The organism is Actinomadura sp. DC4, from assembly GCF_030406325.1.
Taxonomy (GTDB): Bacteria; Actinomycetota; Actinomycetes; order Streptosporangiales; family Streptosporangiaceae; genus Actinoallomurus.
This window is the reverse complement of the sequence record NZ_JAUEQY010000009.1, coordinates 147,753-160,315: the sequence shown is the minus strand read 5'-3', so window position 1 is coordinate 160,315 and position 12,563 is coordinate 147,753. Positions and strand designations below refer to the sequence as shown.

The following is a 12,563-nucleotide window of genomic DNA, read 5'->3' as shown; positions in this document are numbered from 1 at the left end:
AAGCGGTCGATCCCAGATTTAGAGCCTGGATTTTTGTTCGTCACCGCCCCCGTCTGGCGAACAACCAAAGTGCGAACAAAAGAGATCGGTTCGCAGCGACGCAGCGCTTACGGGCTGAGAGAACACTCGATGATCGGTTCAGGGAGGATATGCACGGCGGTGGCTTTGACGCGGGCACCTTTCTTATCCGGATCCTTCATCAGGGCAGCGCGACTCAACCCTCTCCAGGATCAGAGCCTCGGCAGAGCCCGCGGCGATTCACCTCAAGTCACACCGGGCTTCCGGAGTGGTGCCTCCCCTGGCGATATCACCCTCAGATGTCCACTTGTGATCCCATCACGACCGTGCGTTGTTCGGGGAGGCTGAAGTACTCCGCTGGGCTGGCGGCATTGTTGGCCATGGCCAGGAACAGGCGTTTTCGCCACATTCGCATGCCCGGCTCTCGGGTCAGGCGCAAGGAGCCTCTCGACAGGAAATAAGACGCGTTCTCCGAGTCGACGTTCAGCTCCGGGCCCTGCTTCTCCGCCGCGCGGCGCAGAGCCGCCGGGATGTCCTGCTCGTCCTGGAAGCCGTACCGGACCGTGAGGTGGATGATGCCGTCGTCGCGATAGCCGAGGTCGTCGACGCTGATCTGCTCCTCCGGCGCGACGTGCGGGACGTTCTGCGCGAGCGCCGAGACGATCACCACGTGCTCGTGGACGATGTGGTTGTGCTCCACGTTCGCGCGCAGAGCCAGCGGTGTCGTCTCCTTTGACGGGTGCGGGAAGACGGCCGTTCCCGGAACACGGGTCACCTGGGCGTCGCGGAGGCCCCGGATGAAGTCCGGCAGCGGGCCCTCCTTCTCACGACGGCGCGACATCACGATCTCCCGGCCCCGCTGCCACGTCTTCATCAGCGTGAACACCGAGACGGCGATCAGCAGCGGCAGCCAGCCGCCGTGCACGACCTTCGTCAGGTTCGCCGCGAAGTACGTCACCTCCGCGCCGCCGATCACGACCCCCGCAAGAACGATCTTCCACACCGCCCACTTCCACGCGGCCCGCGCCACGGTCAGGAACAGTGCGGTGGTGATGATGAAGGTCGCCGTCACGGCGACCCCGTACGCCGTGGCCAGGCGTTCGGACGAGCGGAAGCCCAGCATCAGCGCCAGTACGCCCACGAACAGGATCCAGTTGACCGCCGGGACGTACACCTGTCCGACCTCTTGTGGCGAGGTGTGGCGGATGCGCAGGTACGGCAGGAAGCCCAGGCGTACGGCCTGCCTCGACACCGAGAACGCACCGGTGATCACCGCCTGCGAGGCGATGACCGTCGCCAGGGTCGCGAGCACGACCATCGGCAGCCTGGCCCAGCCCGGGAGCAGGAGGAAGAACGGGTTCCGTACCGCGGACGGGTCGCGCAGGATCAGCGCGCCCTGGCCCAGGTAGTTCAGCGTCAGCGCCGGGAAGACCACGGCGAACCACGCACGGCGGATCGGCGAGCGGCCGAAGTGGCCCATGTCCGCGTACAGCGCCTCGGCTCCGGTGATCGACAGCACCACCGCGCCCATCGCGATGAAGGCGATGTACGGGTGGTCGAGCACGAACGCGGCGGCGTACGTCGGTGACAGGCCCGCGAGGATGCCCGGCCGCCGGAAGACCTCACGCAGGCCCGCGACCGCCAGCGCCGCGAACCAGAGCACCATCACCGGGCCGAACAGGCTGCCGACGCGGTGTGTACCCCACCGCTGGGCAATGAACAGCAACGTCAGGATGGTCGCCGCGACCGGGACCACCACGTGCGACAGGCTGGGCGTGGCCACCTTCAGGCCCTCGACGGCGGACATCACCGAGATCGCCGGCGTGATCACGCTGTCGCCGTAGAACAGCGAGGCGCCGAAGACCCCGAGGGCCATCACCGCGGCGGCCCGGCCGCGTACGTCGCCGAGCACCCGTCGTACGAGGGCGGCCAGCGCCATCACGCCGCCCTCGCCGTCGTTGTCGGCGCGCAGGATGAACACGACGTACTTCACCGACACGATCAGCGTGACCGACCAGAAGACCATCGAGATCACGCCGTACACGTCACCGCTCGTCGGGCGGACCGCTCCCCCGTCGATCGAGAAGACCGTCTGCAGTGCGTAGAGAGGGCTCGTGCCGATGTCGCCGTACACGACACCGAGCGCACCCAGCGTCAACGCCAGTCGCCCGGACCTGGCAGCGTGCGAAGAAGTCATACGGTATGCCTACCGGAAAACGGCCGCGCGTCCGTCATCAGTGGTGGAAGGCGGTCGCCTCGCCGGGGCCATAGATGGGCGCCGACTGCCTGCGCAGCCACGGCAGCAGGCTCCGCAGGTTCTCCACGAGGCGGTCGGCCAGGTCGAGGGAGAAGCCGTTGCGGCACACGACCCGGAGTACGGCCAGGTCCTCGCGGTTCGGCGGGAACGTGTACGCCGGGACCAGCCAGCCGAACTCCCGCAGACGCCGCGACACGTCGAAGACGTTGAACCGCGTGGCGTCCTCGGTGGTCGTGAAGGCGAACACCGGGAGCTGGTCGCCGCGCGTCAGCAGCCGGAAGCAGCCCAGGGACTCGATCTCCCCGGCGAGGTGGGTCGCCACGTCACGCAGGGCGCCCTGGACCGCGCCGTACCCCTCCTGGCCGAGGCGCAGGAACGTGTAGTACTGCGCGACGACCTGCGATCCGGGCCGGGAGAAGTTGAGCGTGAACGTGGACATGTCGCCGCCGAGGTAGTTCACCCGTTCCACGAGTTCCGCGGGCAGCGCGTCCCGGTCGCGCCAGAGGACCCAGCCGACGCCCGGGTAGACCAGCCCGTACTTGTGGCCCGAGGTGTTGATCGAGGCGACCCGCGCGAGCCGGAAGTCCCACTCCAGCTCCGGATCCAGGAAGGGCGCGATCATCCCGCCGGACGCGGCGTCCACGTGGACGGGCACCCGCACGCCCGTACGCTCCTCGAACGCGTCGAGCGCGGCGCAGATCCCGGCGACCGGCTCGTAGCCGCCGTCCATGGTCGACCCGAGGATCGCCACCACGCCGATGGTGTTCTCGTCGCACGCCGCCGCGGCCTGCTCGGCGCCCAGGTGGAACCGCTCGCCCTCCATCGGGATTAGACGGGGCTCGACCTCCCAGTAGTTACAGAACTTCTTCCAGCACACCTGGACGTTGGTGCCCATGACGAGGTTGGGCCGCGCGCCGGCGGCGTACCGGCCGGCGTTGCGGCTCGCCCAGCGGCGCTTGAGCGCCATCCCGCCGAGCATGCACGCCTCGCTGGAGCCGACGGTCGACTCGCCGACCGGGGAACCGGGGTCCGGGGCGTTCCACAGGCGGGCCAGCATCGCGAGGCAGCGCTGCTCGAGTTCGGCCGTCACGGGGTATTCGTCCCGGTCGACGAGGTTCCGGTCGGCCGTGTCCGCCAGCAGCGCGTGCGCCTCCGGCTCCATCCAGGTGGTCACGAAGGTCGCGAGGTTCAGCCGCGGGTTCCCGTCCAGCATCAGCTCGTCGCGGATCAGGCGGGCCGCGGTCGACGGCGGCATCGGACCGTCCGGCAGGCGGTGTCTCGGCAGCACCTCCTCGACGCCGGACGCCGGGTCCGTCGCTCCGATGAGCGGGTTCACCCGGAGCGGCCGTCTGTGGTCCTTCGCCACCGTCACCCCCTCTGAACTGCGGCAAGTCTCGCAGGCGGTCGCTACAGGTGGGGCAGACGGCGGACAAAGGCAACGTATGGACGCCGACGTTTGGCGTCGAGGCGAGTCTGGAAGGAGTCCGCCCATGGAGTTCGGGGTGGGGACGTTCGTCACGGACGAGAGCATCGCGCCGGCGGCGTTGGGAAGCGCGCTTGAGGAGCGTGGCTTCGAGTCCCTCTTCGTCTCCGAGCACTCGCACATCCCCGTCAGCCGGGCGTCGCGCTGGCGTGGCACGGACGAGCTCCCCCACAAGTACTTCCGCACGCTCGACCCGTTCGTGATCCTCACCGCGGCGGCCACCGTGACCGTACGGCTCAAGGTCGCCACCGGGATCCTTCTCATCGTCGAGCGTGACCCCATCACCACCGCGAAGGAGATCTCCAGTCTCGACGTCGTCTCCGGCGGACGGGTGATCGTCGGGGTGGCGGCCGGGTGGGACAAGGAGGAGATGCGCGACCACGGCACCGACCCGGCGACCCGCGGCGAGCTGATGCGGGAGCGGATTCTCGCGATGAAGGAGCTCTGGACCAAGGAGCAGGCGGAGTACCACGGCCGGTTCGTGAACTTCGGCCCCACCTACTTCTGGCCCAAGCCCGTACAACGGCCGTGTCCGCCGATCGTCATGGGCGGTGGCGGGCCGAAGACGCTGGACCGCGTCCTGGAGTACGGCGACGGCTGGATGCCGAACTACGACCTCGGCGTCGAGGAGATCGGCCGCCGGGCCGCCGACCTGCGACACCGCGCCAAGGAGGCCGGGCGGGGACCCGTCTCCGTGTCGGTCCACGAGACGCCCGCCGACCACGACGTCATCGCACGCCTGGCCGACGCCGGCGTCGACCGCGTCCTGCTGGACCTGCCCACGCTCCCGGCGGAAGAGACCTACCGGGCCCTGGACGGCCTCGCGGCGGTCGCCCGCTCGTTCGCCTGAACACACCGAAACGATTGCGTACACGTCCTGGGCGCCACTAGTGTACGAAACGGTTTCGTTTCGATGAGGAGCACGAGTGACGGGACGCGGCGAAGCACGCGAAGAGGCGATCCTGCTGGCGACGCTCGAACTGCTGGCCGAGGTCGGCTACGACCGGATGACCATGGACGCGGTGGCCGCGCGCGCCCGTGCCAGCAAGGCCACGATCTACCGCCGGTGGCCCGGCAAGGCCGAACTCGTCGTCACGGCCGTCAAACGACACGCGGGGAGCCCGGCGGCCGCCCCGGCCGACACCGGCGACCTGCGGCAGGATCTCGTGGCCGTGCTGGAGGTGATGCGGGCCGGCCTCACCGGCCAGGACGCCGCCCTGATCCTCGGGCTCATGATCGCGATGCGCCGCGACCCCGGACTCGCCCGTACGGTGCGCGGCCAGGTCGTCGACGACAAGGGTGAGGTCTTCGGCGCCGTCATCGCGCGTGCCGTCGAACGCGGCGACCTGCCGGGGACGGTCGACCACGCGCTGTTCGCCGAGATCGGCTCCGCCATGTTGTTCTCCCGGCTGTTCGTCACCGGCGACCCCCTCGACGACGCCTTCATCGGCCATCTCGTGGACGCCGTACTCCTGCCTCTCCTCGCCCATCAGAGATAAGGACCCCGGCCATGTGGCAGACCATCGTCCTCAGCCTGCTCGGCGGTGTGAGCGCCGGCAACGCGTTCCCCCACTTCGTGCACGGCATCACCAAGAAGCGCTACCCGAACGTCACCGGCAACGGCCCGGTGCCCAACCTCGTCGCCGGGTGGGCGGGGCTCGTGATCGCGGCTCTGCTCCTCCACTGGGCGCACGTCCTCAGGCACCCGGAGGCCGCCTTCGGCGCCGCCGCCGTCGGCGTCCTCCTCATCGGGCTGTTCCACGCCGGCCCCGGTGCCTTCGGCCGCCCGGAGCGAGTCGGATGATCAGCTCTCCCGAAGAGGACTGAACCCGTACTCTCCGGGTACCAAGCGGCGACCAATAGGAGGGGTTAATGGGGATACGTACGGGATGGGGACGCCTCGGCGGGCGGCGGAAGATCAAGCGGGTGGCCCGGGAGGTCTTCGACTGGCGTGAGCTGCGGCCCGGCCAGAGCGAGGCGATGGACTACCTGCTGCGGGGGCACGACGTCCTCGTGGTCATGCCGACCGGCAGTGGCAAGTCCGCCGTCTATCAGATCCCCGCCCAGCTGCTCGACGGCCCGACGATCGTGATCTCACCGCTGATCGCGCTCCAGCGGGACCAGATGCTCTCGCTCGCCGAGCGGAACGCCGGCGGCGCCGTGGTCGTCAACTCCTCGCAGTCCGCGGGGTCCAGCGCGGACTCGCTGGAGCAGATCCGGGCGGGCAAGGCGGAGTACATCTTCCTCGCGCCCGAGCAGCTCGCCAAGCCCGAGATGGTGGACCGGCTCGCCGCGGCGAAACCCTCACTGATCGCCATCGACGAGGCGCACTGCGTCTCCGCGTGGGGACACGACTTCCGGCCCGACTACCTCCAGCTCGGCCGGGTCATCGACCGGCTCGGCCACCCGCCGGTGATCGCGTTGACCGCGACGGCCGCGCCGCCCGTACGCGAGGACATCGTCGCGGCGCTCGGGATGCGGAACATCCGGCAGGTCATCCGGGGCTTCGACCGGCCGAACCTCGCGCTGCAGGTCCGCCGGTTCTCCGAGGAGTCCTCCAAACGGCGGGCGCTCGTCGCGGACGCGGCCGGCCGCGCCGGGCAGCTCGGCCTGGTGTACGTCGCGACCCGACGCGACGCCGAGGCGTACGCCAAGGAGCTGAACGCGGCGGGGCTGCACGCCGAGGCCTACCACGCGGGGATGAAGGCGTCCGAGCGCGAGCGCGTGCACACTCTGTTCTCCAGCGACGGGGTCGACGTCGTCGTGGCCACCTCGGCGTTCGGCATGGGGATCGACAAGCCCAACGTGCGCTACGTCCTGCACAGCGCGCCGCCCGAGTCGCCGGACTCCTACTACCAGGAGATCGGCCGCGCGGGCCGCGACGGCGAACCGGCCGAGGCGATCCTGTTCTACCGGTCGGAGGACCTCGGCCTGCGCCGCTTCTTCACCGGCGGCAAGCCGGACGAGGCCAAGCTTCGCCAGGTCGCCACGCTCCTCCACGAGCACGACGGGCCCGTCAAGGCCCGCGCCCTGCGGGAAACGGTCGGCGTCGGCGCCTCCAAGCTCACCGGCCTGGTCAACCTGCTCCAGCACGCCGAGGCGGTCGAGGTGACCGGCGGCGGCGAGATCCAGTACGCCGGCGACGGCCCCAAGCCCGACGAGGCGGTGGCCGACGCGCTCGAACTCGACCTGAGCCGGCGCAAGGTGGACGACTCGCGCATCGACATGATGCGCGGCTACGCCGAGACCACCGGGTGCCGCCGCCGCTACCTCCTGGAGTACTTCGGCGAGCCCTTCCCGGGAAACTGCGGGAACTGCGGGAACTGCACGGCGGGCCCGGTCGAGACGGCCGAGAACGACGGCCCGTTCCCGATCCACGCCGAGGTGCTGCACGCCTCGTGGGGCCCGGGTACGGTCATGCGCACCGAGCCCGACCGGATCACGGTCCTGTTCGAGGAGAACGGCTACAAGACGCTGTCCCTGGAGGCCGTCCAGCGTGACGCGCTGCTGACTCTGGCCTCCGCCGGCAAGTGACCGAGAACGCGCTGACCGGGTTCTACCCGGCCGCGGAGGACACGCGGTTCGACGACGCGCCGTTACCGTCGGCGCTGGTGGCGCCGCAGGACGAGCGCTTCACCCCGAACGAGGAGATCGCCGCCATCCGCTGGTGGAGCCGCGCCGATCCACCGGCCGGGGACGTCGCGCCCCTCGACCTCGTCCTCGGCCGACTGGCCCGCTAGGCCTGCGCCGTGGGGCGTACGACGACCTCGCCCACGTCGATGTCCGCCGGCTGTTCGATCGCGAACGCGATGGCGCGCGCGACCGCGGCCGGCGGCATCGCGATCTCGTCGCGGAGCGACGCGAGCCGGCCCCGCGTCTCGGGGTCCGTCATGCCGTCCGCGAAGTTCGTCCGCGTCATGCCCGGCGAGACGACGGTCACCCGCAGGTCGCGGCCGGCCTCCTGGCGCAGGCCCTCGGACACGGCGCGTACGGCGAACTTCGTGCCGGCGTAGACCGACTGGTTCGCCACGATGCGGTGGCCGGCGGTCGAGGCGGTGTGGACGAAGTGCCCGTACCCCTGCTCGCGGAAGACGGGCAGCGCCGCCGCGATGCCGTACAGCACGCCCTTGAGGTTGACGTCGACCATCTCCTCCCAGTCCTCGACGCGCAGGTCGTCGAGCGGGGAGACCGGCATGACCCCGGCGTTGCTGATCAGAACGTCGAGGCGCCCGTACCGCTCGCGGGCCAGCCCGACCAGGCCGGACACGTCCTCGCGCCGCCGGACGTCCGTCGGCGCCTGGGCGACCTCGCCGCCCGCCTCCGCGATGCGGCCCGCGAGCGCCCGGAGGCGGTCCGGACCACGTGCGCCGAGGACGACCTTCGCGCCGCGTTCGGCGAGCAGGAGCGCGGTCGCCTCGCCGATGCCGCTGCTCGCGCCCGTGATCGCGACGACCTTCTCCGTGATTCCCGGCATGAGCTCTCCTCTCCGCGACCACCGGTCGACGATCGCGGGAAAACGAATGTAAGTGGGCTATCACTAAGTTAATGTAAGAGGCCTATCACCGCCAAATCGAGGAGGCGACCGTGGGCAGCCGCCGCTATCACCACGGCGAGCTGCGCGAGGCGCTCATCGAGGCCAGCTTCGACCTGCTCGCCGAGTCCGGCCTGGCCGCCTTCTCCGTGGCTCAGGTGGCCCGCCGGCTCGGCGTGAGCACGGCCGCGCCGTACCGCCACTTCCCCGACCGCGACCACCTCGTGGCCGCGGTCGCGACCCGGGCCGCCGAAGAGCTGACGAAGGCGTTCCGGGAGGTGGCGGAGCGGGCGGGCGAGGACCCGGTCGAACGGTTCGCGGCGACCGCCGGGGCGTACGTGCGCTACGTGAGCGAACGCGGCGCCGGGTTCGGTCTCATCTTCGCCGCCGAGCTGGAGCGCCTGCGCGACGGCACGCTCGCGGACGCCGGCCGCCGGCTGATGGACCTGCTGCTGGAGCTGGCCCAGGAGGTCACCGACCAGGGTCCGGACGCGGCGTTGACGCTGCTCGAACGCCACCTGGTCACCGCGCACGGCTACGCGACGCTCCACCGGGACGCGTTCTTCGTCCGCCGCTTCACCGGCATCGACTCGGTGGCCGAACGCGCCGTGGCCGCCAGCCGGGCCCTCGCTAGGGGCGAGTGATCGCCTGTTCGAGCAGGTCGCGCAGGGTGTCCTGCTGACCCTTGGTGAGGCCGGCCAGGGGTGAGTCCCGGCTCAGGAGGTCGAGGAGGCGTTCGCGCAGGTCGGCGCCCTCCGGGGTGAGGACCAGCCGTTTGGCGCGGCGGTCGGTCGGGTGCGCCCGGCGTTCGATGAGCCGCTGTTTCTCGAGTCTGTCGACGACGAAGGTGGCGTTGGAGGGCTCGCAGCTCATGCGCTCGGCGAGGTCGCGCATCGTCATCGGGCCGGTCATCTCGCGCAGCGCGGTCGCCTGCGGGGCGGTCAGGCCGAGCGTGGCCGCGCGGTCGCGCACGTGGTCGGCGATCTGCTGGGCCAGCCCGTTCACCAGGCCGCACAGCTCCCGTTCGGCCTGAGACTCCGAAGTCACCGCACCACTGTATCAAGCCAACATATTTGAAGCTTGAATGGTTAAAGCTTGTTTTTAGAGAGGCGCACGATGAAAGGGGAGGTGTGCCGGCGCCTCGTCGAAGAGCTCGCGGCACCGGACACGATCGGTTTCGGCTTCCACTTCGCCGACGTCGTCTTCGGACGGGTACGCCGCGGCGGCGACGGCCCCGCCCGGAAGCCCCCTCTAGGACTGATCCACACTGAGGCGGCGATGAGGTCGGGCACCCGGCCGAGCAGCCGGGCGCCCTCGATGGGGTCGGTGTAGTCCCGTGTGTGCACGATCCGGCCGTCGCGGACCGTCATGACCATGAGGTAGGACTGCGTGAACTCCCGGCCGGTCGCCACGAGCCGCCCGTGCAGGTCGTACTCCGTGATGATCACCTCCGGGTCGGCGGTCTCGTGGATCGCGACGTTGTCCAGGCGCTCGTACTTCCGGACCGCCCGGCCCGCCCCGAAGCGCGCGCGGAGCTCCTCGCGGCCCGTCTCGATCCGTGCCGGATAGAGGGCGGCGTGCGCGAAGGGCATCTCGATGACGACGTTCGCGGCGTAGCACTCGGCCATGTCCTCGGGATGCTCGCTGACGGCGGCGCGCAGGAAGCGCTCGACGGTGTCTCGGGGGGTGGCAGGCATGATCGGCGGTCCTTCCGTTCAGGGGGCCCTAGAATCGGAGACGGTGCCCCGGTTACACTGTACCGGAGAGTGCGCCCCGTTTACGGCCGAGGAGATGACGCGTTGGCGAACGACAGGCCGTTGCGGGCCGACGCGCGCCGCAACCGGGAACGCCTGCTCCAGACGGCGAAGACGGCGTTCGCCGAGGAGGGGCTGTCGGTGTCCCTCGACGAGATCGCCCGCCGGGCCGGCGTCGGGCCGGGCACGCTCTACCGGCACTTCCCCACCAAGGAGTCGCTCTTCGCGGCCGTCGTGGACGAACGCCTGCGTGACCTCCTCGACCACGCGCGGGCGCTCCTGACCGCTCCCGACGCCGCGGCGGCCCTGTTCGCGCTCGTCGAACGGCTGGCCGGCGAGGCGTCGGCAAAGCGCGACCTGGTCGACGCCCTCGCCGGGACGGACGTCGGACCGGAGGTCGCCGCCACCGCGGCCGGCCTTCGCGCCGAGATCGGCCGGCTCCTTTCCCGCGCCCAGGAGTCCGGCGCGATCCGCCCCGACGTCACCACCGCCGACCTGATGGCCCTGCTGTCGGGCCTGTTCGTCGCGCTGCGCCCCGGCGGGGCCGATACCGGACGCGCCGTCTCCGTCCTGTGCGAGGGCCTGAAGGCTCGTACGGGCTGATCGCGGCCCTGCCGCCGCACCTCCCCCACCGGCATCACGGGTCCCCATACGGGTTATGGTCCGGCAGTAAGGTGTGTTATGCGCTTGACGCCATCGGTATCGGTACGGCGCCGCACACGGCCACCGCTCGCCCTCGGGGTGATCGTCGCGGTCCTGTGCCTCGCGGTCGGGACCGCCGTGGCCGGCCTGCTCGAAGACGCCGCTCCGGCCTACACGCTCAACGACGTCTACCTCCCGGGCATCGTGCTGATCGCGTACGTGTGGGGCCTGGCGCCCGGGCTCATCACCGGCTTGGCCGGCGCCATCGCCTTCGACCTGTTCGTCACCGGCCCGATCGGGAGCCTGCAGCCCCTCACGGGTGACTTCCTGGCCACCCTTGTGACCTTCCTCGTCGTCGCGGCGCTCGCCGGAGCGGTCTCCTTCCTGTCGCAGTCCCTGGCCGTCGAGGCGGACGCGCGTACCGACGCCGACCTGTCCGCCCAGCTCGCCGGCCTCCTGCTGCGCGCGTCGGACCTGAGGACGGCGCTGCCCACCGCCGGGCGGCAGCTCGCACGCGCGCTCGGCCTGCCCTCGGCCCGGATCCATCCGGGCGTCATCCCGGCCGACGAGCGGCACGCGACGTTCCCGCTGCGCGACGAGGGCCTGCTCGCCACGCTCGTCGTCCCGGCCGGTCTGGGGACGCCCACACTCCGGCGGCTGCAGGACCGGGCCGTGCCGTCGCTGGAGTCGCTGCTGCGGGCGGCGCGGCAGCGTGAGGACCTCGTTAACACCGCCCGGATCAACTACGACCGGCTCCGCCGGATCGCCGACGAACAGGCCGCGCTGCGCAACCTCGCGACGCTGGTCGCGCGCAGCGTCCCGCCCTCGGACGTGTTCGACGCGGTGGCCCGCGAGATGGCCCACGTCCTGGGGACCCGGCACACGGTCGTCGCCCGCTACGAGGACGACGGCACCGCGGTGATCGCGGCCGGCACCTGGAACTACGAGGAGATCGTGTCCTCGGGAACGCGCTGGGAACTGGAGCCGGGAACCGTCTCGGACCTGGTGTTCCGTACGAGGAGACCGGGGCGGGTCAGCGCCTACGAGGGCGGCGGCAAGCTGTCCGCGCGGCTGCGCGACCGCGGGGTCTTCTCCTCGGTCGGCTGCCCGATCATGGTCGGCCCCGAGCTGTGGGGCGTGGCGATCGCCTCCTCCAGCTCGCCCGAACCGCTCCCGGAGGACACCGAGGAGCGCATGCTCGACTTCACCGAGCTCGCGGCCACCGCCATCGCGAACGCCCAGAGCCACGCCGACCTCATCGCCTCGCGCGCCCGCGTGGTCGCCGCCGCCGACGAGACCCGCCGTCGCATCGAACGCGACCTGCACGACGGAACGCAGCAGAACCTCGTCTCGATCGGGCTGGAGATGCGCGCGATCGAGGCCGCGGTGCCCCCCACGCTGCCCGAGATCAGGCACCAGCTCGCCGACGCCGCGCGGGCCATCGACAGCGTCGTCGCCGAACTCCAGGAGATCTCGCGCGGCCTGCACCCCGCGATCCTCGCCCGCGGCGGGCTCAAGCCCGCGCTGATCACGCTCGCGCGCCGGTCCTCCCTCGAGGTCGAGCTCACCATCACCGAACCCCGCCCGCTGCCGCAGCGCCACGAGGTGACCGTCTACTACATCGTCTCCGAGGCGCTGACCAACGCGACGAAGCACGCCCAGGCGACCACGGTGCACGTCGACCTCGCGATGAGCGAGACGCTCATCCGCCTCTCGATCCGCGACGACGGCATCGGCGGGGTCGACCTGACCCAGGGTTCCGGCCTCACCGGTCTCACCGACCGCGTCAACGCGCTCGGCGGGCGGCTGGAGATCCTCAGCCCGCCCAGGGGAGGTACGACCCTGCGCGCCGAGATCCCCCTCGACGGGGTCGGCTGA

General features: G+C 70.8%; 13 protein-coding genes. 8 read left to right on the top strand and 5 right to left on the bottom strand.

Translation table 11 applies throughout. The features are described 5' to 3' along the window. Nucleotides 1–313 precede the first annotated feature (313 nt). Together QWU11_RS17155 and QWU11_RS17150 are read right to left on the bottom strand one after the other, a co-directional pair. Nucleotides 314–2,215: a potassium transporter Kup gene (locus QWU11_RS17155; protein ID WP_290110176.1), complete on the bottom strand. Its 1,902-nt coding sequence runs from the start codon at nucleotides 2,213–2,215 to the stop codon at nucleotides 314–316. Between the two features lie 37 nt (nucleotides 2,216–2,252). Further along, nucleotides 2,253–3,641: a glutamate decarboxylase gene (locus tag QWU11_RS17150; protein ID WP_290110168.1), complete on the bottom strand. Its 1,389-nt coding sequence runs from the start codon at nucleotides 3,639–3,641 to the stop codon at nucleotides 2,253–2,255. A gap of 124 nt (nucleotides 3,642–3,765) precedes the next feature. On the opposite strand from QWU11_RS17150, the gene QWU11_RS17145 reads away from it, so the two are divergent. The 5 genes from QWU11_RS17145 (at nucleotide 3,766) to QWU11_RS17125 (ending at nucleotide 7,498) form a co-directional block, all read left to right on the top strand. Then, nucleotides 3,766–4,608, top strand: a complete 843-nt coding sequence (locus QWU11_RS17145) for an LLM class F420-dependent oxidoreductase (protein WP_290110166.1) — start codon at nucleotides 3,766–3,768, stop codon at nucleotides 4,606–4,608. 76 nt (nucleotides 4,609–4,684) lie between these two features. Then, nucleotides 4,685–5,257, top strand: a complete 573-nt coding sequence (locus tag QWU11_RS17140) for a TetR/AcrR family transcriptional regulator (protein WP_290110107.1) — start codon at nucleotides 4,685–4,687, stop codon at nucleotides 5,255–5,257. Between the two features lie 11 nt (nucleotides 5,258–5,268). Beyond that, the gene (locus tag QWU11_RS17135) at nucleotides 5,269–5,562 is read left to right on the top strand and encodes a hypothetical protein (RefSeq protein WP_290110073.1); all 294 of its coding nucleotides are present in this window, start codon (nucleotides 5,269–5,271) and stop codon (nucleotides 5,560–5,562) included. Nucleotides 5,563–5,630: 68 nt separating this feature from the next. Beyond that, the gene (locus QWU11_RS17130; RefSeq protein WP_290110071.1) at nucleotides 5,631–7,292 is read left to right on the top strand and encodes an ATP-dependent DNA helicase RecQ; all 1,662 of its coding nucleotides are present in this window, start codon (nucleotides 5,631–5,633) and stop codon (nucleotides 7,290–7,292) included. Continuing rightward, nucleotides 7,289–7,498, top strand: coding sequence for a hypothetical protein (locus QWU11_RS17125; RefSeq protein ID WP_290110069.1), 210 nt, complete (start codon nucleotides 7,289–7,291; stop codon nucleotides 7,496–7,498). Before QWU11_RS17130 ends, QWU11_RS17125 begins: the two co-directional genes overlap by 4 nt. Here QWU11_RS17125 and QWU11_RS17120 read toward each other — a convergent pair. After that, the gene (locus tag QWU11_RS17120; protein ID WP_290110067.1) at nucleotides 7,495–8,232 is read right to left on the bottom strand and encodes an SDR family oxidoreductase; all 738 of its coding nucleotides are present in this window, start codon (nucleotides 8,230–8,232) and stop codon (nucleotides 7,495–7,497) included. The two genes, QWU11_RS17125 and QWU11_RS17120, sit on opposite strands and share 4 nt — an antisense overlap. Before the next feature lie 110 nt (nucleotides 8,233–8,342). Here QWU11_RS17120 and QWU11_RS17115 point away from each other — a divergent pair, with 110 nt between their 5' ends. Continuing rightward, the gene (locus QWU11_RS17115; RefSeq protein WP_290110065.1) at nucleotides 8,343–8,933 is read left to right on the top strand and encodes a TetR/AcrR family transcriptional regulator; all 591 of its coding nucleotides are present in this window, start codon (nucleotides 8,343–8,345) and stop codon (nucleotides 8,931–8,933) included. Here QWU11_RS17115 and QWU11_RS17110 read toward each other — a convergent pair. After that, complete coding sequence (locus QWU11_RS17110; RefSeq protein ID WP_290110062.1) at nucleotides 8,920–9,336, bottom strand: MarR family transcriptional regulator; 417 nt, start codon at nucleotides 9,334–9,336, stop codon at nucleotides 8,920–8,922. The genes QWU11_RS17115 and QWU11_RS17110 overlap by 14 nt on opposite strands. A gap of 41 nt (nucleotides 9,337–9,377) precedes the next feature. After that, the gene (locus QWU11_RS17105; RefSeq protein WP_290110037.1) at nucleotides 9,378–9,986 is read right to left on the bottom strand and encodes a nuclear transport factor 2 family protein; all 609 of its coding nucleotides are present in this window, start codon (nucleotides 9,984–9,986) and stop codon (nucleotides 9,378–9,380) included. A 102-nt stretch (nucleotides 9,987–10,088) separates the two neighbouring features. Here QWU11_RS17105 and QWU11_RS17100 point away from each other — a divergent pair, with 102 nt between their 5' ends. Both QWU11_RS17100 and QWU11_RS17095 read left to right on the top strand, forming a co-directional pair. Beyond that, entirely contained in the window at nucleotides 10,089–10,646 is a 558-nt protein-coding gene (locus QWU11_RS17100; protein WP_290110035.1) for a TetR/AcrR family transcriptional regulator, read from the top strand. 84 nt (nucleotides 10,647–10,730) lie between these two features. Continuing rightward, nucleotides 10,731–12,563 (top strand): GAF domain-containing protein, encoded by a 1,833-nt coding sequence (locus QWU11_RS17095; RefSeq protein WP_290110034.1) that lies wholly within the window; start codon nucleotides 10,731–10,733, stop codon nucleotides 12,561–12,563.

Excerpts from the sequence above, each read along its gene's own strand:
- QWU11_RS17155 (WP_290110176.1), bottom strand. The coding sequence starts at position 2,215 with ATGACTTCTTCGCACGCTGCCAGGTCCGGGCGACTGGCGTTGACGCTG.
- QWU11_RS17145 (WP_290110166.1), top strand. The coding sequence starts at position 3,766 with ATGGAGTTCGGGGTGGGGACGTTCGTCACGGACGAGAGCATCGCGCCG.
- QWU11_RS17135 (WP_290110073.1), top strand. The coding sequence starts at position 5,269 with ATGTGGCAGACCATCGTCCTCAGCCTGCTCGGCGGTGTGAGCGCCGGC.
- QWU11_RS17130 (WP_290110071.1), top strand. The coding sequence starts at position 5,631 with ATGGGGATACGTACGGGATGGGGACGCCTCGGCGGGCGGCGGAAGATC.
- QWU11_RS17120 (WP_290110067.1), bottom strand. The coding sequence starts at position 8,232 with ATGCCGGGAATCACGGAGAAGGTCGTCGCGATCACGGGCGCGAGCAGC.
- QWU11_RS17105 (WP_290110037.1), bottom strand. The coding sequence starts at position 9,986 with ATGCCTGCCACCCCCCGAGACACCGTCGAGCGCTTCCTGCGCGCCGCC.